Origin of the sequence: Campylobacter concisus (assembly GCF_003048575.1) — a bacterium.
GTDB classification, from domain to species: domain Bacteria; phylum Campylobacterota; class Campylobacteria; order Campylobacterales; family Campylobacteraceae; genus Campylobacter_A; species Campylobacter_A concisus_U.
Genome location: NZ_PIRZ01000002.1, coordinates 233,027 through 254,686, shown reverse-complemented (window position 1 = coordinate 254,686; position 21,660 = coordinate 233,027). Strand labels below are relative to the sequence as shown.

The 21,660-nt window shown below is 36.0% G+C and carries 23 protein-coding genes and 1 tRNA gene; 17 read left to right on the top strand and 7 right to left on the bottom strand.

Annotation, left to right across the window (positions count from 1 at the left end; translation table 11 throughout):
• Nucleotides 1-61: 61 nt before the first annotated feature.
• A tRNA-Arg gene (locus CVS84_RS03525) sits at nucleotides 62-138 on the bottom strand.
• 110 nt (nucleotides 139-248) lie between these two features.
• Here CVS84_RS03525 and CVS84_RS03520 point away from each other — a divergent pair.
• Genes CVS84_RS03520 through CVS84_RS03510 form a run of 3 tightly spaced genes read left to right on the top strand, consistent with a single transcriptional unit; the run spans nucleotide 249 to nucleotide 2,095 of the window.
• Complete coding sequence (locus tag CVS84_RS03520; RefSeq protein WP_054196631.1) at nucleotides 249-434, top strand: hypothetical protein; 186 nt, start codon at nucleotides 249-251, stop codon at nucleotides 432-434.
• A 50-nt stretch (nucleotides 435-484) separates the two neighbouring features.
• Entirely contained in the window at nucleotides 485-1,315 is an 831-nt protein-coding gene (locus tag CVS84_RS03515) for an adenylosuccinate lyase (RefSeq protein ID WP_107691176.1), read from the top strand.
• A 36-nt stretch (nucleotides 1,316-1,351) separates the two neighbouring features.
• Complete coding sequence (locus tag CVS84_RS03510; RefSeq protein ID WP_107691175.1) at nucleotides 1,352-2,095, top strand: hypothetical protein; 744 nt, start codon at nucleotides 1,352-1,354, stop codon at nucleotides 2,093-2,095.
• On the opposite strand, the gene CVS84_RS03505 is transcribed toward CVS84_RS03510, so the two are convergent.
• The 6 genes from CVS84_RS03505 to CVS84_RS03480 are packed head-to-tail and all read right to left on the bottom strand — an operon-like array spanning nucleotide 2,096 to nucleotide 7,668.
• Nucleotides 2,096-3,346: an RNA polymerase factor sigma-54 gene (locus CVS84_RS03505; RefSeq protein ID WP_234411893.1), complete on the bottom strand. Its 1,251-nt coding sequence runs from the start codon at nucleotides 3,344-3,346 to the stop codon at nucleotides 2,096-2,098.
• Nucleotides 3,347-3,349: 3 nt separating this feature from the next.
• Complete coding sequence (gene lptB / locus CVS84_RS03500; RefSeq protein WP_103600362.1) at nucleotides 3,350-4,078, bottom strand: LPS export ABC transporter ATP-binding protein; 729 nt, start codon at nucleotides 4,076-4,078, stop codon at nucleotides 3,350-3,352.
• Complete coding sequence (gene tsaE, locus CVS84_RS03495; RefSeq protein ID WP_107691173.1) at nucleotides 4,071-4,469, bottom strand: tRNA (adenosine(37)-N6)-threonylcarbamoyltransferase complex ATPase subunit type 1 TsaE; 399 nt, start codon at nucleotides 4,467-4,469, stop codon at nucleotides 4,071-4,073. Before tsaE ends, lptB begins: the two co-directional genes overlap by 8 nt.
• The gene (locus CVS84_RS03490; RefSeq protein WP_072594226.1) at nucleotides 4,469-4,714 is read right to left on the bottom strand and encodes an RNA-binding S4 domain-containing protein; all 246 of its coding nucleotides are present in this window, start codon (nucleotides 4,712-4,714) and stop codon (nucleotides 4,469-4,471) included. The genes tsaE and CVS84_RS03490 overlap by 1 nt, the downstream gene beginning before the upstream one ends.
• A 33-nt stretch (nucleotides 4,715-4,747) precedes the next feature.
• Nucleotides 4,748-5,575: an alpha/beta hydrolase gene (locus CVS84_RS03485; protein ID WP_107691172.1), complete on the bottom strand. Its 828-nt coding sequence runs from the start codon at nucleotides 5,573-5,575 to the stop codon at nucleotides 4,748-4,750.
• Entirely contained in the window at nucleotides 5,569-7,668 is a 2,100-nt protein-coding gene (locus CVS84_RS03480) for a TonB-dependent receptor domain-containing protein (protein ID WP_159070063.1), read from the bottom strand. Before CVS84_RS03480 ends, CVS84_RS03485 begins: the two co-directional genes overlap by 7 nt.
• A 201-nt stretch (nucleotides 7,669-7,869) precedes the next feature.
• Here CVS84_RS03480 and CVS84_RS03475 point away from each other — a divergent pair, with 201 nt between their 5' ends.
• The 14 genes from CVS84_RS03475 to CVS84_RS03410 are packed head-to-tail and all read left to right on the top strand — an operon-like array spanning nucleotide 7,870 to nucleotide 21,653.
• The gene (locus tag CVS84_RS03475; protein ID WP_107691171.1) at nucleotides 7,870-9,093 is read left to right on the top strand and encodes an argininosuccinate synthase; all 1,224 of its coding nucleotides are present in this window, start codon (nucleotides 7,870-7,872) and stop codon (nucleotides 9,091-9,093) included.
• Between the two features lie 24 nt (nucleotides 9,094-9,117).
• Entirely contained in the window at nucleotides 9,118-9,564 is a 447-nt protein-coding gene (gene rplI / locus CVS84_RS03470; protein ID WP_107691170.1) for a 50S ribosomal protein L9, read from the top strand.
• Nucleotides 9,565-10,098, top strand: a complete 534-nt coding sequence (hslV, locus tag CVS84_RS03465) for an ATP-dependent protease subunit HslV (protein ID WP_021084582.1) — start codon at nucleotides 9,565-9,567, stop codon at nucleotides 10,096-10,098.
• Nucleotides 10,099-10,106: 8 nt separating this feature from the next.
• Complete coding sequence (gene hslU / locus CVS84_RS03460; protein ID WP_107691169.1) at nucleotides 10,107-11,429, top strand: HslU--HslV peptidase ATPase subunit; 1,323 nt, start codon at nucleotides 10,107-10,109, stop codon at nucleotides 11,427-11,429.
• Entirely contained in the window at nucleotides 11,426-12,295 is an 870-nt protein-coding gene (gene era / locus CVS84_RS03455; RefSeq protein ID WP_107691168.1) for a GTPase Era, read from the top strand. The genes hslU and era overlap by 4 nt, the downstream gene beginning before the upstream one ends.
• 59 nt (nucleotides 12,296-12,354) lie before the next feature.
• Complete coding sequence (locus CVS84_RS03450; RefSeq protein WP_107691167.1) at nucleotides 12,355-13,875, top strand: C4-dicarboxylate ABC transporter; 1,521 nt, start codon at nucleotides 12,355-12,357, stop codon at nucleotides 13,873-13,875.
• Nucleotides 13,872-14,519, top strand: coding sequence for a pilus assembly protein PilO (locus CVS84_RS03445; RefSeq protein WP_107691166.1), 648 nt, complete (start codon nucleotides 13,872-13,874; stop codon nucleotides 14,517-14,519). Before CVS84_RS03450 ends, CVS84_RS03445 begins: the two co-directional genes overlap by 4 nt.
• Entirely contained in the window at nucleotides 14,519-14,932 is a 414-nt protein-coding gene (locus tag CVS84_RS03440) for a hypothetical protein (protein ID WP_199906101.1), read from the top strand. Before CVS84_RS03445 ends, CVS84_RS03440 begins: the two co-directional genes overlap by 1 nt.
• Nucleotides 14,910-16,430 (top strand): pilus (MSHA type) biogenesis protein MshL, encoded by a 1,521-nt coding sequence (gene mshL, locus CVS84_RS03435; protein WP_107691165.1) that lies wholly within the window; start codon nucleotides 14,910-14,912, stop codon nucleotides 16,428-16,430. The genes CVS84_RS03440 and mshL overlap by 23 nt, the downstream gene beginning before the upstream one ends.
• Nucleotides 16,423-17,250 (top strand): ATP-binding protein, encoded by an 828-nt coding sequence (locus CVS84_RS03430; RefSeq protein WP_107691164.1) that lies wholly within the window; start codon nucleotides 16,423-16,425, stop codon nucleotides 17,248-17,250. Before mshL ends, CVS84_RS03430 begins: the two co-directional genes overlap by 8 nt.
• On the top strand, nucleotides 17,243-18,121 hold the full coding sequence (locus CVS84_RS03425) for a transformation system protein (protein WP_107691163.1): 879 nt from the start codon (nucleotides 17,243-17,245) through the stop codon (nucleotides 18,119-18,121). The genes CVS84_RS03430 and CVS84_RS03425 overlap by 8 nt, the downstream gene beginning before the upstream one ends.
• Entirely contained in the window at nucleotides 18,118-18,657 is a 540-nt protein-coding gene (locus CVS84_RS03420) for a hypothetical protein (protein WP_054196614.1), read from the top strand. Before CVS84_RS03425 ends, CVS84_RS03420 begins: the two co-directional genes overlap by 4 nt.
• Nucleotides 18,658-18,666: 9 nt before the next feature.
• Entirely contained in the window at nucleotides 18,667-20,418 is a 1,752-nt protein-coding gene (locus CVS84_RS03415) for a GspE/PulE family protein (protein ID WP_054196613.1), read from the top strand.
• The gene (locus tag CVS84_RS03410; protein ID WP_107691162.1) at nucleotides 20,415-21,653 is read left to right on the top strand and encodes a type II secretion system F family protein; all 1,239 of its coding nucleotides are present in this window, start codon (nucleotides 20,415-20,417) and stop codon (nucleotides 21,651-21,653) included. Before CVS84_RS03415 ends, CVS84_RS03410 begins: the two co-directional genes overlap by 4 nt.
• Nucleotides 21,654-21,660: the final 7 nt, after the last annotated feature.

Genomic DNA, 21,660 nt, shown 5'->3' with positions numbered 1-21,660 from the left:
TTAATTTTTTTGCTTATTTTACTATAAAAATCATGAAGTTTGTCATTAAGAATTTAAAAGATGGTGCGCCCGAGAGAATTCGAATCTCTGACCTTTTGAACCGCAATCAAATGCTCTATCCAGCTGAGCTACGAGCGCACAAGAAAGTTAAGTCGAGATATTAGCCAAACTTTCCTTAAAGAAAAATTGTATTCATTTTAATTTTATAACTGTTTTAGTAAAATCCGATAAAAACAAAAGGAGCAAAAATGAATGATTTTTTCGATAGTTTAAAAGAGATAAAAAAAGAACTTACTAAAGAGCAAGGTGAGATCAAAAAAACTCAAAAAGAAGCCGTTTCTCATACAAAAGAAGAGGCGATCTCGTATAAAGAAAATAAACTAAAAAACGAATTTGCAGAGTACATTAAAGGCCAAGATATAAGAAAAATATAAATTTGGAATGCTTATTGCTAAAACATGTAATATTTTATGTGGAGTAGGCAATGAAAGTTACGCAAACATTAGAATCTCTAAGCATTTTAACTGATAATGACGCTTTGTTTCGTGAGCTTAGAGATATGATAAGCAGAAATTTTACAAAAATTTTATCTAATAAAAATAAGGTTATTTCGTTTTATGAAGAGAGCGAGATCCCACAACGCAAGTGCTTTTTAAAATTTATAAAAAAACTTTATGAAAAGCAAAGTGATGATAAGCTTGATATTCGTTTTGCAAACTATAAAACCATAAAGCTTGGCTTTGTTCAAAAAAATACCCTAACTCCAGTCATTAGCCTAAACGTAAATTTTGTAAAAAATGAAGTCAAATTTGAACTAAAAGATGCACTTTGCAGAGATTTTGCTAGCTACATCAGCGAGAGTCTGGTAAAAAGTAATGTTGCTTTTAGCAAAAATGATGATTTATTAAACATCACCATCTCAAATGACAACGACATAAACACATTAAACAAACTACTCTACAAAAGAAACTATCCAAAATTTAGCGTAAATTTTATCTATGATGAAAAAGACTACAAAGCCTTTAAACAAGGCATAAAAATAAAAAGCTCATCTAAATTTGTAAGCAGATTTTCTGTACTTGCAAATTTGCTTGAGGAAAATTTTGAGATTTTAGGTTGTAAAAAAGATGATGACTTTGAAACTATCAGGCAGAGCTATCTTTCACTCGTAAATATCTATCACCCAGACAGGCACGCCAACAAAAATCCTCTCATACAAGAAGAATATGCAAAGAAATTTAAAAATATTCAATCTGCTTATGAGAGCCTAAAACCATACTTTAAAAATCAAGAAAATTTTGTGATGGTCGGCTAGAGTACAGCTTGCCATAGAGCTTTAAAGAGAGCAAAAATGAATGGTGAAATGTTTAATATATGCGCCATTATTGTTGCCGCAAAGCAGGCCATAAATTCAAATTCTCCTATCCTGTATAATGACACTAGCTACGAAAATAGTATAAATTTTCACTTTCTCTCAGGCCATAGGGCAAATAGCGTAAATGAGTGGTTTGAGCACGCATTAAAGCTTGGATTAAGCAATGTAAGACTTACTGCAAATTTAATTGGCTCATCAGATGAACGTTTATTGCTTAGCTTTTCAAACTCTACCGCAAAATCGATCATTTGCATTTTTAAAGAGCACATAAGTTACTTCGTACCCTACTGGAAATACAACAAAGATCAAAGAGGCTGGGACATAATATATAAAGAATTCGGTCTTGAAAAAGATGTAAATTTAGAAAATTTTAGCGACAACACAGAGGCTTTTATGGCCATACTTACTAAGATAGCGGCCTTTGCAGATGAGATAGAGTGTGAGAATTTTGGTGAGTGTTTTCGCAGGGCTTTAAAATCACTTGGATCTTTAAACAATGATGATCAAAAGATATTTAATGCACCGCTTATGCCAAAGAAAAATTTAGCTCTTTTTGCTGCGGCAAGCTTGGCTGATGTCTTTGGCAGTATGGGCTCTTGGAACGACGATGCAGCGGGCATGGCACAATATAAAAAACGTGGCAAAGAGTACGAAGAGCTTAACAACGAGCTTTTTGCGCAGATACGCAAGACCATACTTTTTGCTGTAAATGAGTGGTAGTTATCCGTTTATCTGATAGACTCTTTTTCGCTGGCTTGAGCTACCGATGTTTAGAATTTTGCGGTATTTTGTGATGGTTCGGCGAACGATTTGGATGTTAAATTTAGCTTGGATTAGCTCTTGAATTTTTAGATCAGAAAGTGGCTTTTTGTGATCTTCACCTTTGATGAGCTCTAGTAAAAATTCTTTTATCGCAGCGTTTGAGGTCTCTTCGTCAAAGCCAGTTGAAAAGAAATTTTTAAGTGCGACCGTACCTCTTGAGCAGCTTAAATATTTATTTGCGATCGCTCTTGATATGGTTGATGGGTTACGCCCAAGCTCGTCTGCTAGGTCTTTTAGCTTCATGGGCTTTATGTCACCACCCAAAAAGTAGTCATACTGATACTCAACTATCATAAGCCCTATCTTATAAAGCGTTGCTTTTCTCATCTCAAGGGCGTCTATGAGCTCGCTCGCCTCTTTTATGCGTGAGCTCACAAAGGCCTCTTTCTCGTCTAATCCCTCGGTATCAACCAAAATTTCAGGATAATAATCGTCATTTATCTGCACGCTTATGCCACTGCTTGTGCTTAGCACGAAGATATCAGGCACCGCCTCTTTTTCATCTTCGAGATACTCAATGGCCGGGGGATTTTTAAATTTTTTTATGATCTTTAGCGCGTCGTCGTAAAATTTAAGCTTTCTAAGCTTTTCTATATTTTCAAAATTTAAGATGATCTTTTTCGCGCACTCTATGATCTCATCGCTTGCTTCTGCCTCGCTTAGCTGAAACAAAAAGCTCTCTTTTACATCCTTTGCACCCACGCCACATGGCTCAAGGTAGGCAAATCTCGCTCTAACCCGCTCTACTTCGCCCTCATTAAAGCCCGCAAAAATTTCATCATCATAAGAAAAATAGCCCTCATCATCTAAACACTCGATGATCTTATATGCGATATCTTGTGACTTTTGCGTGGGGAAAAGTGGTGGATTTATCTGGCTAACGAGCTTTTCATAGAGACTTTCTTTGTAAATGCTTAAAGCCTCAATACTCTCAGTAACAGAATTTCTACTAACCTGCTCAAAAAAATTTCGTTTTTTTTCGCTTTTTTCTAAATTTTTATGTTCGATCGTGGCAAATGGATTGTCTTTTATAAAAGGCTCAAGCGTCTCTTTTAGCTCATCAAGCCCGCTTTGAAGGATGGGAAGCCAGCTTCTTAGCGTTTGATTTAGTTTGATCTTTGGCGCTAAAGTTTGCTTTTGCCTTAGCATCATCTACTCAAGCAGCTTAAATTCTTCGCCAAGATAGTGCGTTCTAACGAGCTTGTTGTTTGCCACTTCGCTCGCACTGCCGCTTGCTAGTAGCGAGCCATCTTTGATGACGTAGGCCCTGTCGCAAATGGCTAGTGTCTCACGGACGTTGTGGTCAGTTATCAAAACGCCGATACCTAGCTTTTTAAGGTCTCTAACGATGCTTTGGATGTCGCTAACTGCGATAGGATCGACGCCTGCAAATGGCTCATCAAGCAGCAAAAATTTTGGCTTTATGATGAGGCTTCTAGCGATCTCACAGCGTCTGCGCTCGCCGCCACTTAGACTAACGCCCTTTCTTAGGCGGATAGGCTCGATGTTTAGCATATTTAGCATCTCATTTACTCTTTTAGAGATCTCTTCTTCGCTTTGATTTAAAATTTCAGCCCCAAGAAGTAAATTTTCTTCTACGCTTAGCTCTTTAAATATGCTTGATTCTTGCGGCAAATAGCCAATACCAAGGTGCGCTCTTTTGTGAAGCGGGACGTTTGTGATCTTTTCATCGTTTAAAAAAACATCTCCGCTAGTTGGCGAGATGAGCCCGCAGATCATATAAAAAGTGGTCGTCTTTCCCGCACCATTTGGACCAAGAAGCCCCACGACTTCGCCACTATTTACCTCTAAAGATATACCTTTTATGATCTCAGTTTTTTTAATCGTCTTTTTTAGATCTTTTACTTCTAGTTTATGCACTTATAACCTCGTATTTTCTGCCATTTTTGCTAGGAGAAATTTTTATCATCGTATAGCTCTCGCCGTTTTTCTTTAGAGCTTTTTCTAAATTTTCATCGCCCCACTCTACCAAGTGAAGCCCCTCTTCAAATAAATTTTCAAAAAGACCGTTTTTGGCCATCCCGTCAAATCCGATCTGGTAAACGTCATAGTGGTAGATATCTTTACCATAAATTTGCATCAATGAAAATGTCGGAGATGTCACGCTCTCATGGATGCCATGAGCCTTGATGATCGCCTTTACAAGCGTCGTTTTGCCACTTGCTAGATCGCCACTTAGTAGCACCACACCACTTTTTGGCAGCACTCGCACAAGCTCGTCAAGCTCATTTTCCAAAAGCTCAAAAACCATCAAAGCTCTTTTACATATTCGCTCTGGGCGCTTTTTGGTATGCTTTTTGTAGTTGGGATCGCTAGCACCTCGTATCTCGCCTCGCGCGTTAGAAATTTGATGCTAACCACATCGCCAACCTTAACATCTTTTGCCGCTTTTGCCTGCACTCCGTTGATGCTCACAACGCCACTTTTGCACATATCTTCGCTAACGGCACGCCTTTTGGTGATATTTACTACGTTTAAAAATTTATCTACTCTCATGAGGCGGATTTTAACAAAAATAGCCTTAAATTTTTAATCCTTTAGATATTTTAAAAGCTCTTTTAAATTTAGAGGTATGACGCTGCCATGGGTTTCATTTTTATAAAACTCAAAGTGAGAATTTATGCCACTTTGTTTTAAAATTTCAGCCAAATCGCTCGCTTTTAAAACGCCAGCTTTGTCAGTTTTGCCCTTTCTCTTTTCAAGCTCGCCAACGCTAAGAAAGACAAATTTAGCTTTTAGTTTCTCTTTAAATTTACCCTCGCTAACGTTTTGCTTTAAAATTTCAGATTCACCCCACCAAAGAGATGGTGAAGCGATAAAGAAATTTGAAAAGATGCCCTCATCTTTAAGCAAGGCATAAAGCGTGAAAAGCCCGCCAAAAGAGTGGCCATAAAGGCTTTTTTGGCTATTTTGCACGTTAAATTTCTCATCTATTAGCGGCACTAAATTTCTAGTCAAAAAGTGGTAAAACGCATCTGCGCCACCACCTTTGCTAAACTCCTCGCCATCTGCCTTTGGCGTGAGATCTCTTGTGCGTTTTTCTACTTCGTAGCTTTTGTCTGTGTCATATCCTATGCCTATTATTAGTGGAGCAGATGAGCCATTAAATTCATTTAAAAGCATATTAAACTGGGCATTTGCATCAAGCAAGAAAAGCACGTTTTTAAACTCATTTTGCCCCTTTAGCTTGGCTGTGAAAATTTTATAAATTTCATCATTCGCGCTTATTTTAAAGGTCGAAATTTCAAATTTACTAGCAGCTTTTTGACTAAGTGGCTCAGGTGTTTGGCTAGGCCCTGCGTGCAAAGTCTGTGTCAAGCCAAGCGTAAAAAGCAAAAATTTAAACGCTCTTACCATTTTGCAGCGACCTTAAACCAAAATCTCCTGCCCTCTTGCGGATAAAAGTAATATGTATTTCCCACAAGCGCCTCATCGTATCTTACTTTATCAAAGATATTATAAGCATTTAGGCTAAGTGTTAGGTGCTTGTTTGCGTCCCAGCTTACGCCTGTATCGAAGGTGAGTAGGTCCTTTGTGTTCTCTCTTATGCTGTTGCCAGCACCAAAATTTACACTTGTTAGCTTACTCTCATAGTTTGTGGTGAAGAATGTTTTTACACTCTTAATTGGTTTATAAGCAAGTGTTGCATGAAATGCATGCTCTGGCGTTGCCGTAAGGCTTTTGCCGTCAAGTCTGGCTAGATTTGTCTCACTAAATTTCATAGGTCCTCTTGGCGTATTTATAGTTGGGTTGCCAGTTTTTATCTTTGACTTATTATAGGTGTAGTTTGAGCTTAGATTTAGATTTGAAAGGATGTCGTAGTCGCCACTTAGCTCCACGCCCCAAACAGTCGCACCTTCTATGTTAAAGTAAGTTCCCCAGCCAGGACAATTAACGTGTGGTGCACCTGCGCAAGTGCCAAAGGCAGGAATTTTATTAACGTTACTGCCATCAGTGTCTAAGATCTTATCTTTAAACTCATTTCTAAAAAGCGTTACCGAGCCTCTAAAATCAGCCTGATTGTCATAATATGCCCCAACTTCGTATGTTGTGCTCTTTTCTGGTTTTAGATCTTTGTTGCCAAAATCAACTATTCTCCAGCCACCCTGGATAGTGCCTACTTCTGGGGAGATTTGATTGACATTTGGCGTTTTATAGCCAGTCGCTACGCCACCTTTTAAGCTTAGCGTATCTGTGGCATTATAGACTAGGTAGGCTCTTGGCGAGAGGTGGTTACCAAAAAATTCGTTGTGCGTGAGCCTTGAACCAAGCGTTAAAAATAGCTTCTCTTCTAAAATTTGCCACTCATCCTCGATAAATCCTGCATGCTCGCTCATCGAGTAGGTCTTTGGATCTTTTAAGCCGTTTCTTGAGGCGTTTGAGACGATGAAGGTCGTGCCGACATTTTGTTTGCTAAAGTCATAGCCAAAAGTTAGAGTGTGTGCGCCAAAAAACGTTGTAAATTTAGAGTTAAAGTTGTGATTTTTGGCTTTTGCTGGTATAAATTTGTCAAAAAGGCTCGTTCTTTGCGTCTCATCATAAATGTAGCTGATATCGGCATTTAGGCTATCAAATTCACCAAGATAGCCCACGCCATAGCTCTTTTTCTCGTAGTCATAATTATCTAATGGTCTTTTTCTTGGGTCTGGATCGGCTGATTTGCCAACCGTTTTTGAATAATCATGCCTTTCGTTTGAGCCAAGGATAAAAAATTTATTATGTTCATCTGGCGTGATCCAAAGCTTTGCACTTAAATTTCTCTTATCGCTCTTTTGATAGCCACCGATGTAGCCATCTTCATCTCTTAGCTTTTTATATCCCCAAAGCTGAAGTGCAAAAAGATCTTTATAAAGAGGTAAATTTAGATAAAAGTCGCCTTGCCTGCCATCGCCAATGCCTTTGTGAGTGTTTATCGTGGTTGAGATGCTGACGTTGCCACTAAATTTTGAAAAATCCTTTTTAGTGATGATATTTATCACGCCACCAACCGCATCACTACCATAAAGCGAGCTCATAGGACCACGGATAACCTCTATACGCTCGATTGCTTCAGCTGGTGGGATGAAATTTGAGTTCATATCCCCTGCTCCGCCCTTTGGATTTGCGCTGCTTGAATTTACTCTTTTACCATCAATTAAAACTAGCGTTTGAGACTTCTCCATGCCACGTATCGAGATACCACTAGCTGCTCCGTCCTCTCCGCCAACGACATTTACGCCTGGCACCTTTTGAGCGATTGAGTGAAGTGATGTAAAGCTATCTTTTGTTAGCTCATCACCACCTATCACGCTTATGCTTGCGGGAGCTTCTTTAATCTGCTGCGAAAAGCCACTAGCACTTACTACAACGCCATCAAGCCTTGTTTCGTTATTGTCTTTATGCTCTGCTCCAAAGAGCGAATTTGCCACGCAAGCGCTAAGGCAGATGGCAATAAATTTTGTTTTTCTCACGACTATCCTTTTAAAATTTAATTTGAAAAAGTTTGAAATTTAGCGAAGTATCTTTTAAAACAATATTAATTATCATAATTTTAAATAGTAATCTTTTTTATAAAATTTTCTAAGAAAAAACTTACATTATTTATTAAATTAGTTTATTAAAAATTAATCAATTTAGGCTAAAATACGACCATTTTAACAAAAGGAAGAGCTATGAAAAAAGGCGTAAAAAAAGTGGTTTTAGCATACTCTGGCGGACTTGACACAAGTATCATTTTAAAGTGGCTCCAAGATGAATACAAATGCGAAGTAGTCACATTTACAGCTGATATTGGCCAAGGCGAAGAGCTAGAGCCTGCACGCAAAAAAGCCCTAGCACTTGGTGTGAAGCCTGAAAATATTTTTATAGAAGACTTAAGAGAAGAATTTGTACGTGATTATGTATTTCCAATGTTTAGAGCAAATGCCATCTACGAGGGCGAGTATCTACTTGGCACATCGATCGCACGCCCACTAATAGCAAAACGACAAAGCGAGATCGCGAGACTTGTTGGCGCTGATGGCGTGAGCCATGGAGCAACAGGTAAAGGTAACGACCAAGTTCGCTTTGAGCTTGGATACTACGCGCTTGGCGACAACCTAACTATCATCGCTCCATGGCGCGAGTGGGATCTAAATAGCCGCGAAAAACTTTTGGCATATGCTGAAAAAAATGGCATAGATATCACTAAAAAACCAGGCAAAAGCCCATATTCAATGGATGCAAATTTACTTCACATAAGCTACGAAGGTCTAGTGCTTGAAGACCCAAGCCATGCACCAGAAGATGATATGTGGAGATGGACAGTAAGCCCAAAAGATGCTCCAGATAAGAGCGAGATCATTGAGATTGGCTATAAAAAGGGCGATCCAGTGAGCATAAACGGCAAAAAAATGAGCCCAGCTGAAATTTTAACCGAGCTAAACCGCCTTGGTGCAAAACACGGTATCGGCAGACTTGACATCGTAGAAAACCGCTCAGTTGGTATGAAGAGCCGCGGCTGCTATGAAACTCCAGGCGGCACGATAATGCTAAAAGCTCACCGAGCGATCGAGAGCATCACGCTTGACCGCGGTGCGGCTCACTTAAAAGATGATATCATGCCAAAATACGCCGAGCTAGTTTACAACGGCTACTGGTGGTCACCTGAGCGAAATATGCTTCAAGCTCTCATTGACAAGAGCCAAGAACACGTAAATGGCACTGTAAAAGTTGAGCTTTATAAAGGCAATGTGATCATTCTTGGTAGAAACAGCAAAGATGATAATCTATTTAGCGAGGCGTACTGCACGTTTGAAGAGGATAGTGTTTATGACCAAAAAGATGCGGAAGGATTTATCAAACTAAATGCACTTCGCTTTATAATCGCACGAAAAAACGGGCGGAAATTTGACTAAAAATAAAATTCAAAAAGGAAAAAAATGAAAGTATTATTAATAAAAGATGTAAAGGGTCTTGGAAAAGCTGGCGAGATAAAAGAGGTAAAAGATGGTTACGGCAACAACTTCTTAATCGGCAAAGGCTTTGCAAAAGCAGCCACTCTAGACGTGCTTCGCCAATATGAAGCAGCTCAAAAAAGAAAGGCCGAAGAGCTAAAATATGAGATCGCAAATTTAGAAAAGCTTAAAGAAGAGCTTGCAAAAGTAACAGTCGTCATCAAAAAAACTCTTGGTGCAAATGGCTCGCTTTTTGGTTCAGTTTCAAAAGAGGAGATCGCAGCAGAGCTTGAAAAAACTCACCATTTAGTAGTCGAGAAAAGAGCGATCGACATGGACACTCACTTAAAAGCAGTCGGCCTTTATGACGTTCATGTAAAGCTTGGACACTCGATAAATGCAAGCTTAAAGGTTGATGTGCAAGGAGAGTAGATGTTTCATGCGACAACCATATTAGCCTACAAAGGCAAAAACAAATCAGTCATCGGCGGCGACGGACAGGTAAGCTTTGGCAACACTGTCTTAAAAGGTAATGCCGTAAAAATTCGCAAAATTCACAACGGCAAAGTCCTAGCTGGCTTTGCTGGCAGCACCGCTGACGCGTTTAACCTCTTTGATATGTTTGAGAAAAATTTGGAGCATACAAAGGGTGATTTGCTAAAGGCAGTGATAGAATTTAGCAAAGAGTGGCGCAAAGACAAGTATCTAAGAAAGCTTGAAGCAATGATGCTTGTGCTTGATAGGGATAAAATTTTCTTACTTAGTGGCACTGGGGATGTGGTCGAGCCAGAAGATGGCAAGATAGCAGCGATCGGAAGCGGCGGCAACTACGCTCTTTCAGCAGCCCGTGCCTTAGATAAATTTGCCGATATCGACGAAGAAGAGCTAGTCAAAGAGAGTCTCAAGATCGCCGGCGAAATTTGCATCTATACAAATACAAACATTAAAACTTATGTTTTAGAATAAGAGAGAAAATGAACTTAACACCAAGAGAAATTGTTAAATTTTTAGATGACTATGTAATCGGCCAAAAGGATGCCAAAAAGATCATAGCGATCGCGCTTCGCAACAGATATCGCCGCATTAAGCTTGAAAAAAGCCTGCAAGATGACATCATGCCAAAAAATATCTTGATGATCGGCTCAACTGGCGTTGGCAAAACCGAGATCGCAAGGCGCCTTTCAAAGATGATGGGACTGCCATTTATAAAGGTCGAGGCTAGCAAATATACTGAGGTTGGCTTTGTCGGCCGTGATGTTGAAAGCATGGTTAGAGACCTTGCAATGGCCTCATATAATCTCGTAAAAAACGAGCAAAGCGAGAAAAATCAAGATAAGATAAATGCCTACATCGAAGAAAAGATCGTCTCAAAGCTACTTCCGCCACTGCCAAAAGGTGCAAGTGAAGAGAAACAAGCAGAGTACGCAAAGAGCTATGACAAGATGCTAAATAGGCTAAGAAACGGCGAGCTTGACGAGCTAAGCATAGAGATAGAAGTACAGCAAAACCCACTTGAGGCGGGCTCAAATGTGCCACCTGATATGGCGCAGATGCAAGAGAGCTTTATAAAAATAATTGGCATCGGTGGTAAAAACATCAAAAAAGAGATGAAGGTAAAAGACGCTAAAAAAGCCCTTCAAAGCGAGGCAAATGATAAAATTTTAGACCTTGAGAGCGTAAAAACAGAGGCTTTAAGAAGAGCTGAAAACGAGGGCATCATCTTTATAGACGAGATCGATAAAGTAGCCGTTGGCTCAGGTAGCTCAAACAGGCAAGACCCTAGCAAAGAAGGTGTACAAAGAGACTTACTGCCAATAGTTGAAGGCTCAAATGTAAATACTAAATTTGGAAATTTAAAGACAGACCACATTTTATTTATCGCAGCTGGCGCTTTTCATATAAGCAAGCCAAGTGATCTCATCCCTGAGCTACAAGGCCGCTTCCCGCTAAGAGTCGAGCTTGATAGCCTTGATGAGGACGCGCTTTATCAAATTTTAACTCAGCCAAAAAATTCGCTTTTAAAACAATACATCGCCCTACTCTCAACCGAAAATGTTGAGCTAGAATTTGACGATGAAGCGATAAAAGAGATAGCAAGGATCGCTCATGCAGCAAATGAAAAGATGGAAGATATCGGTGCTAGACGCCTTCACACAGTGATCGAGCGCGTGATAGAAGATATCAGCTTTGAGGCTAGCGAAAAGAGCGGCGAGAAGATAAATGTGACAAAAGAGCTCGTAAAAGAGCGTCTAAAAGATGTTGTCGAAGATCAAGACCTAGCGAGGTATATACTTTGAAATCAGGCTTTGTTAGCATCATAGGGCGCACAAATGCTGGCAAGAGCTCGTTTTTAAATGCTTTGTTAAACGAAAAGATCGCCATCGTCTCGCACAAGCAAAATGCAACTCGCAGAAAGATAAATGGCATAGTTATGAACGGCGAAGATCAGATCATCTTCACCGACACGCCAGGGCTTCACGAGAGCAACAAGGTGATAAATCAACTACTAATTAGCCAAGCGATAAAATCGATGGGAGACTGCGATCTCATCGTATTTTTAGCGCCTATTCATGATGATACAAGTGACTATGAGAAATTTCTAGCTCTAAATCCTGAAAAACCACACATCTTAGTGCTAACAAAAGTCGATGAGAGCTCAAATGCGAAAGTCTTAGAAAAGATCACCCAGTATCAAAAATTTCAAGATAAATTTGCAGCACTTCTTACTTTTAGCACCAAGCAGCCAACCTATAAAAAGCCGCTTCTTGATGAAATTTGCAAGCTTTTGCCAGAGCATGAATATTTTTACGATCCGGAATTTCTAACTTCAACAAATGAAAAAGAAATTTTTAGAGAATTTATACTGGAAGCGATATATGAAAATTTAAGCGATGAGATTCCATATCTTAGCGATGCTATCATCAAAAGCGTCAAAGAAAAACCTGGCATTACTGAAATTTTTGCAAGCATCATCACTGAGCGTGAAATTCATAAAAGTATGATCATCGGTAAGAATGGTGAAACGATAAAACGAATAGGAATTTTTGCAAGAAAGTTAATACAAAATTTAACTGGATCAAAGGTCTTTTTAAAACTCGATGTAGTCGTTAAGAAAGGCTGGAGTAAAGAAGAAAAGAGCCTTAATAAAATAATTGGATATTGATTTTTTATTTTAAAAATATTAAAATGTAGCCCAATTAGAGCATTATGAGGTAAATTTTTATGTTAAAGCTTAGAAAAATTAACGATAATTCAATCGTTACGCTAGATCCTTATGAATATGAAGGTTTTAGATTTTCTAATAGCAATGTCGATACGCTAAGTCTTTCAAAGAATATTCTAAAGCGAGACTTTTTTATATCTTATATCGAATACAAAGATATAATAACAGCTACTATAAACATCTCAAGAACAATAGATGATGAGGATATTGAAAATAATATCTCGATCAAAATTTACGAAGAGCTCTCTCTTGATCCTGTGATTGACTATAAAATAGTTTATTTTGAAAGCAATGTTGAAAAAGAAGATAGAATTTTTAATGTTTTTATTGCTACAAATGAAACGATAAATAAAATTTTTAAAAATATTTCTAAAAGAGTACCTTTTATAGATTATGTCGTTGTAGAGCCGCTTTTATATAGTGCTATATATAAAAAAGGCTTACTTCCTAGCACTCAGAGTGATTGTTTTTTGACATTTAGGGCCGATGAAGCATTTATAAGTATTTATGTAAATGGAGAATACCTTACATCAAGGGGCTTAAGATACACACTAAATTATCTAAAAGATAAATTTATAGAGCAAAGCGGCGAAAGAGTAAGCCTAGAAAGCTTTTTAGATATCCTAAAAACAAGAGGACTTTTAGATAGCAATGAAGAAGGCTTTAGCTACGATCTAAATACTGTTTTTGAGGACTATATATTTTACGTAAATGACACGATAAATGTTGTCAATAGAATCTATGGCATAAATATAAAAAATATCTATATTGACTGCGACTATAAGATAGAGCGTTTTGAGAAATTCATCAATACAAAGCTTGGCACAAATGCTACGAAATTAAATACAAGCACTGTAATAAATTCTAAAAATTTAGCCATTAGCGAACGGTATAACATGATGGTTTTGTATGCAAATTTTTACAAAAAAGAGGCCTTTAATGCTGATTTTAACTTCTCAAATTTGCTTAGACCTGATCCGTTTACAAAGAGAAAAAGCGGTAAATTTATACTGACATGTGCCGCTGCTTTTTGCCTAAGCATGTCCTATCCACTTTATAATTATATAGCTGGCAGTATTTTAGAGGCAGATTCGCAAAGACTAAGCGATGAGCTTGATGTGCTTAATGCACAAGCAGAACAAATAAGAAGTACTCTTGAAAAACTAAAAAAAGAGCAAAATGATATAAAAGGATTAACTGATAAAGAGGAAGAGAAGTTAAATTTTAGAAAAGGGTTGCTTCAAGAAATTGAAAACAAAAAAGATCATTACGTAATGAAAGGTTTAAATCTTTTTGAAATTACCGATATGATAAACAACAATAGCATTTTTATAACAAATATTAAAAATAACGATAAAAATTTAACAGTAACAGTTGTTAGCGATAATGAAAAAAGGATTACGCAGCTAATAAAAGATATTAGCAAGATGCCTAAATATTCAGTAAATACAAAAAAAATTAAAGAAGATAGGCAAAACAACGAGTATGAAAGTAATATAAGTATAGAGATTAGACAATGAGACAAGACGTTTTAAGTAAAATAGATAAGTATTTTGACGCAAAAAAACAAAGCGAAACAAATATAATTTTTTTGGGTTCAGCCTTAATTATTATTTATATTGTTTATATGCTTTGCTTTGATCCGTCGCAAGATTTTTATGATGAAAGATTTAATTCGCATACTAAAATTAGCAATGATCTTTCAAGAACAAGAGATTATTTAAGATCGACTAGCTCACCTAGTGGGGATAAAAATTTTAAAATAAATAAAGAGTCAAAAATACTTGAAACGCTTAAAGGCAAATATTCTAGCGTTTTAAAATTTAATGCTCATTTTGACTCAAAGCTAAAAGAACTATCGTTTTTATTATTTAACGATCAAAATTGGGCAAATTTCTTAGACAATATCGTATCTTTAGCGAAGCAAAATAATATAAAAATTTTAGAGTTAAAAAGTGATATAAAAGAGCCAAATTTCCAAAAAATTGAGCAAATTTTAAATATTGACTTGACATTTTTGGGAGGTTTTAAAGATATGCTTTCATATATAAATGGCCTTGAAGAATCAAAGCTAGTGGTTGATCTTCATAAAATGGATGTAAATTCTACCCAAAAAGAGCTTGGCGCTAAGATCTCGATATCTGTTTGGGGGATGAAATACTAATGAAAATAAAAATTTTATTGGCTCTTTTATTTTTAAATATTGCTTTTGCCAATCAGCTTCAAGAGGAAATGGACTCTTATGATAAAATTTTTGAAAAAATAAAGGAAAAAAGAAGCGGTCTTAGTGATATTGAGCTTTCGAGCATAAAAAATCCTTTTAAACAAGAACCTATCAAGACGATAACAGATCAAAATTCATCAATTATCACTCAAGCTTCAAAAGGACTTAGTTTAAAAGCAATTTTATTAAACAAAGCAAATATTGATTCCAAATGGTATGCTGTCGGTGATATTGTTGATGGTTACAAAATAGCCAACATTACTAAAAATAGTGTTTTTTTAGTAAAAGGTGATGAAAAACAAGAGCTAATTTTAAAAAATGGAAGTAAAAATGTTGAGATTAAGATTAAGTAAAATATTAATAATGGGTGCACTCATTTGCTTGAATATGAATTATGCTAGTGCTAATGAGAGTAGTTGTTTAAGCAAGAATTTTAATATGAAAATTTCAGATGATGTTGCGCTAGTAGATGTGTTAAATCAGCTTTCAGAGATGTGTAACTTTAGTATTGTTGCAAAGGACACTTATAGCAAAACAGAGCTAAAAGATAAAGTTTTTGGTGTTAATATCAGAAATATGAGTCTTAGCGAAGTTTTTGACCTGCTTTTAAGTGAGAAAAATTTAAGCTACGAGTTTTCAAATAATGTATTAAAAATTTCATCTTTAAAAACTCAAATTTTTAAACTAGATTATATAACTTCTATTAGAGAAGGAACTGCTGTCACCCAAGCTTCAGTGGATGCTACTCCATCTGAAATTTCTAGTGGTTCAAGTAGTAGCGATAATTCCCAAGATGATAGTTCTCAAGGCTCAAGCAACCTTATAAAAACTACTGAAAGGTTTGACTTTTGGGAAAAACTAGATGCTGAGCTTAAAGCTATTTTAAATAATAGTAGCGAACATATCACAGCGCCTGATCCTATCATAAATCAAAACGCAGGCCTTATCACTGTTACGGCCACTCCTTCTCAGCTTAAGCGTGTCGAAAAATATATAGATGAAATGCAAAAAAGACTAAAAAAACAAGTAATTATTGATGTTTCTATTATCTCAGTTGAATTAAATAATGAATACAAGCAAGGTGTTGATTGGAGTAAATTTGAACTTGGGTTTAATACATACATTGGTAATTCAAGAAATAATCCGAGCTCAAGTGCTACTTGGACAAATAAAGGAAATAGCCTAAGTGATGGATTTGGACGCACATTAAATATTGCAGCTAATTTAAATTTTAGCCTTGATGGAATGATAAATTTTCTTGAAACAAATGGAAAGACAAAGGTTATATCAAGCCCAAAAGTAACAACACTTAATAATCAGCAAGCGCTAATCTCAGTTGGTGATAACATAAACTACCGTGTTCAACAAAAGACTGACAATGGAAACAGCAATAGCGATAGGCTAACAACTACCTACAAACAATACTCTGTTTTTATTGGCATATTATTAAATTTACTACCAGAAGTCTCTGATAATAACAAAATCATGCTTCGAATCAATCCATCGCTTAGTAACTTTAAATACGCTGAAGACGACACAAGACAAAATGCGTTAAGAGAGATTGCTCCAGATACGGTGCAAAAGAAGCTATCAACTGTTGTTCAAGTTGATAGCGGTGATACTATTATTCTTGGTGGATTAATAGGCCAGACAAAGGGTAAAAATAATACTTCTGTACCTCTTCTTTCTGATATCCCCTTTATAGGCGGAGTCTTTAAAAGCACAAGAGACAATATAAAAACAACAGAGCTTATCTTTGTCATCACTCCTCATGTAGTTGATTTTGACAAAAAAAAGCCACTTAATCAATCACTAAAAGACTTAGGTTTTTCTAAAACGATCTATGAATAACAAGAATATTTATACAGATATAAAAGATATCTTTATCAACGAAGACGAAGTAGCTGATTTTGTTAATCTAGATAACTCAATCACTTGTTACAATAAGATCGTCTCGGCTCTAAAAAAGCCATTAAAGCTTATACTTTTTTATGGCAAGCCTGGTAGTGGAAAGACCTTTTTGTTAAACAAGATAGCCTCTGATCTTCAAAAGGATAAAAAATTAATTTTTTTTCCACATCCTTTTTTTAGCGAGGCTACATTTATAGAAGCTCTTTGTGAGGATATATACGGAAATAAGCTTGATAATATAAATAATTTTGAAAGTTTTGTTGCACACTACTCAAAAGAATTTAGAAATAAAGATGAAATTTTACAAAACCAAATAGTTGTCATCCTGGATGAAGCACAACTTTATCCTACTGAACTGATCGAAAAAATAAGGCTAATGGCCGATACAAGATTATTTAAATTTCTATTTACGATTCATAAAACTGAAAATGAAGATGTGTTAGCAAAAGACTATTTTCAAACTAGAATTTGGGAGAGTATAGAGCTTGGAAGTGCAAACACGAATGAAATTATAGTTTATTTGCAAAGAAAAATAGGACAAAAGGGCTACGATAAATACCTAAATTTTCAGAAAAAAGACTATGACAAAGCCTATGAGCTTTGTTGCGGAAATCTACGCACACTAAATAAAATTATGTATAAATTTTATGAAATTTGTGAATATTATGAACAAAATCAGCCGTCAAAATTAAGTAGCGAGGATGCAAATATTAAAATTTTGACAATGTCTGCACTTGATACAGGAATAATTCATGCTTGAATTACAAGAAATTCAAAGGCTAGAAAAGCTTTATGAAGAGTACGAAAAAAAGAATAAAAATAGCTTTTTAAAATTGTTATCACATAAAAAGCTAGGCCTTTTAATAATTACGATCTTGCTAATTGCTTTTATCTTTGGTGCTTTTTTATTTTTCTCAAATGCTAAAAACAAAAAAGAGACAACCAATACTCCAACTTTAGTTGAGAAAAATTTGACAATACAAACAGATATAAAAGAAAAAAATATAACCTTTGCTGAAACCAATATCAGCAAAAATATTTTAGAAGATGGCAAACAAAAAAGTGAGCAGGCAAAAGAGAGGTTTGAATCAGATAAGAAACAAGATGAGCTCGCTGAGAAAATAGCTAAAAAGCTAGAACAATCCATAAAGCTAAATGAAGATAATAAAGAGCAGACACCAGATAAAAAACAAAGAAGTGGTGGCGGTTGGCTAAAGCTAAATTTACCAACTGAAAATGAAAATATACAAAATGAACAGCCTCTACCAAATGAAGAGGTAATAGAACTAGAACCAAAGACAAAGCCAAAAATTGATATTCAAATTTCAAGTGAAAGCAATGAAATATCTATGCTAAAAGAAAATTTTAATAAAAATAAAAATCCAGAAATCGCCCTTAAAATAGCAAGAAAATGCTATCAAGATAAAAGATATAGCGACACTATAAAATGGGCACTATCGGCAAATAATTTAGATAGTAGCATTGAGGAGTCTTGGGTCATGTTTGCTAAGGCAAAATATATGCTAAAGCAAAAAGATGACGCATTGCGTGCATTAGAAGAATATAATAAAAATAAAAATAAGCCAGAGATAAATGAGCTAATAAATAAGATAAAAAGTGATACGTTGTGAAATTTTTGCTTATTATATTTTTATCATTAAATGCCTTTGCGCTTGGAACGGCTGACATTAAAAGTTATTTTGAAAAAGCTGAATATCCTAAAATTTGTAATCAAAAAATACAAGATCTTTTAAAAGATTCACAAAATGAAGAATTTCTTAATATCTTTGGCATATCTTGCTTAAAAACAAATGATATAGATAGGCTCGCTCTTCCAGCAAGCAAGCTATCAAAAACACAAAGCTCAAGAGAGAACGCAGCATATTTTGCTGATATATTACTTAAAAAAAAGCTATTGCTTCATGCTATCTTGGATGGGGCTGATATAAGCTATATTAGGCTTCCAAAGAGCGATTACATTCTTTCATTTATATTTGATAAATTTGTCAAAAAAGAATACGTTGAGGAGCTTGGCGTATTTATTTTTGAAGAGCCAAATTCAGATACAAGATATGAGCTTAGTGCAATCGCTGGCTCAAATTTTGCAAAAATGATTTTAAAAATTTTTAAAAATGACGATCTTACTTCGCAAATTGAGTATAGATAAAGAGAAGAGATGAATAATTTAGAAAATTTAACGCTAAAAACATTAGAGCAACTTAATAAACTAAATGATGAGCAAATTTTAAAGATTATAGAGATAAAAAAGATAAACGAAAAAAGTCTTTTGGCTATTTTGCTTGAAGAAAATATGCTAGAAGAAGAGATTTTTTTTGAAATTCTATCTGATATTTATAGAAGAGGACACACTGACATTGATGAAATTTCGACTAGTCTTCAGATAGATCAAAAGCGCTTTATTCAATATGTATGTGATAAATTTAAAATCACATTTTTTGATCTTGATGATATAGATATCGACTACCGTATCAGTGAAAAACTAAGCACCTCGCAGCTAAAATCATATAACGCCATACCCGTAAAAGAAGACGAGATAAGCGTTTATGTTGCTTTTAAAAATCCTTTTGACGTGATCATTCAAGATAAAGTTCAAAATTTATTTAACAGAAAGCTATTAAAAGTAGCTTGCGCCGATCCAGCCCAGATAGAAAAATATATAAACAAAATAGCTCTTAATGAAAGCATAAAAGATGTTATTACAGAGATCAGAAAAGAGCTTTCAAGCTCTAGCAGCCAAGGGCAAAGCACAGAAAGCTCTGGAATTTTAAAGCTAATTGAGATAATTTTAAAAACATCTATTCAAAGCAGAGCGAGCGATATTCACATCGAGCCAACCGAGACAAACTGCATCGTAAGAAGCAGGATAGATGGCATGCTAAGCGAGACATTTATATTTGATAAAGATATCTATCCGCCGATGGTAAGCCGAATGAAGCTACTTTCAAATATGGATATCGCAGAGCGCCGTCGCCCACAAGATGGTAGATTTTCAGCTCAAATTTTAGATAAAGAGTACGATTTTCGTATCTCTACGCTACCTATTTTAAACGGCGAAAGCATAGTTTTAAGAATTTTGGACAAATCAAAAGTTATCATAAACATTGAAGACCTTGGTATGCATCCAGATAACTTTGCTAAGTTTAAAAAGAGCATGAAAGCACCTTACGGTATCATCCTAGTTACTGGTCCGACAGGATCTGGAAAAACTACTACGCTTTATGGTGCATTAAATGATATAAAAAGTGTAAAAACTAAGATTATTACCGTTGAAGATCCGGTTGAGTATCAGCTAAATATGATCCAACAAGTACATGTCAATGAGAAAGCCGGGCTTACTTTTATCTCGGCTCTTCGCTCTATTTTAAGGCAAGATCCAGATATTATTATGATAGGTGAGATCAGAGATCAAGAGACGCTTAGAATCGCGATTCAAGCGGCACTAACTGGCCACTTAGTTTTTTCCACGCTTCATACAAATGACGCTATTAGTGCTTTACCTCGTATGGTTGATATGGGCATTGAGCCATATCTAGTAAGTGGTGCATTAGTTTGCATTGAGGCTCAAAGGCTTGTAAGAAAGCTTTGTCCGTATTGCAAACAAAAAGTCACGCTATCTCAAAAAGCTCTTGATGAGATTAAGAAATTTCTCCCTGAAGATTATCAGTTTTATAAAAGCGTGGGTTGCCAACACTGCTCACAGACTGGATATCTAGGGCGTGAAATGATAAGCGAAATATTATCTATCAGCGATCATATAGCAAGTATCGTAGCAAATAACGCTTCAAAAGAAGAGCTTAAAAAGGCTGCCTATGACGAAGGCTTTATAGATATGTTCCATGATGGCGTTATACGCGCAGCAAATGGTGTAACAACCATCGAAGAAGTATATAGAGTTGCCAAGATATGAAATTTTACGAAATAGAATATATAAAAGATGGCAAACGCCAAAAGATGAGCCTAAAGGCCAATAGCAAAAATGATGTAAAAAATCGTGTAAATATTCAAGGCATGATAGTAAAGATAAAAGAAACTCAGGTCTCAAGTATCAACAATGATTTTTTGGACTTGCAAGAAAAATTTAACAAAATTTTCTCTTCTTCGAAAGTAAAAATTCCAGCTCTAGTTGCTACCATAAGGCAACTTAGCGTTATGACTAATGCTGGTATATCAATACATGATGGCATAAAAGAGACAGCAAATGCTACCGAGGATAAAAGGCTAAAAACAATATTTCAAACGCTAGATGAAGACCTAAATCAAGGTGCGAGCTTAACGCAAAGTATAAAAAATTTTCAAGAAGAGCTAGGCGATGTCACTGTTGCCATGGTGAGGCTTGGAGAGAGTACTGGTAATATGGCCGATGCATTATCAAAGCTAGCTTCTATCTTGCAAGAAGTCTGGGATAACCAGCAAAAATTTAAAAAAGCCATAAGGTATCCAATAACCGTAATATGCTCTATAATTTTGGCTTTTATTGTGCTTATGACATCAGTTGTTCCACAATTTCGAGAAATTTTTAGCCAGCTTAATGCCGACCTACCACTTCCTACTAAAATTTTACTAAACATTGAATACATAATGAGCAATTACGGCATATATATAATAGTTGTTCTTGTCGCATTTGCTTTTTTGCTAAAAAGGCAATATTCAAATGATGAAAATTTTAGGGATAAGGTCGATAAATATCTACTAAAAGTCTATCTTGTAGGTAAGATAATATTTTTTGCAAATATGAGTAGATTTAATCTAATATTTACAGAGCTTGTTCGTGCAGGACTTCCTATCGCTGATGCGCTAGATACCGCCGTTGTAACTGTTTCAAATCAAGATATAAGAAATAAGCTAACTGCTGTAAAAGTACTGGTTGGCCGTGGCATAAGCTTAACCGAGGCCTTTAGGCAAACTGGACTTTATGAGGGTATGCTTATACAGATGATAGGTGCTGGCGAACAAAGTGGTAGCTTAGATGACATGACACAAAAAGTTACTGATTATTATAGAGTGAAATTTAATGATATTATTGATAATATTTCAAACTATATTGAGCCGATACTACTAATATTTATCGCAGCTATGGTGCTTTTGCTCGCCCTTGGTATATTTATGCCAATGTGGGATATGGCGAAAGCTGTTAAAAATTAAATCAACA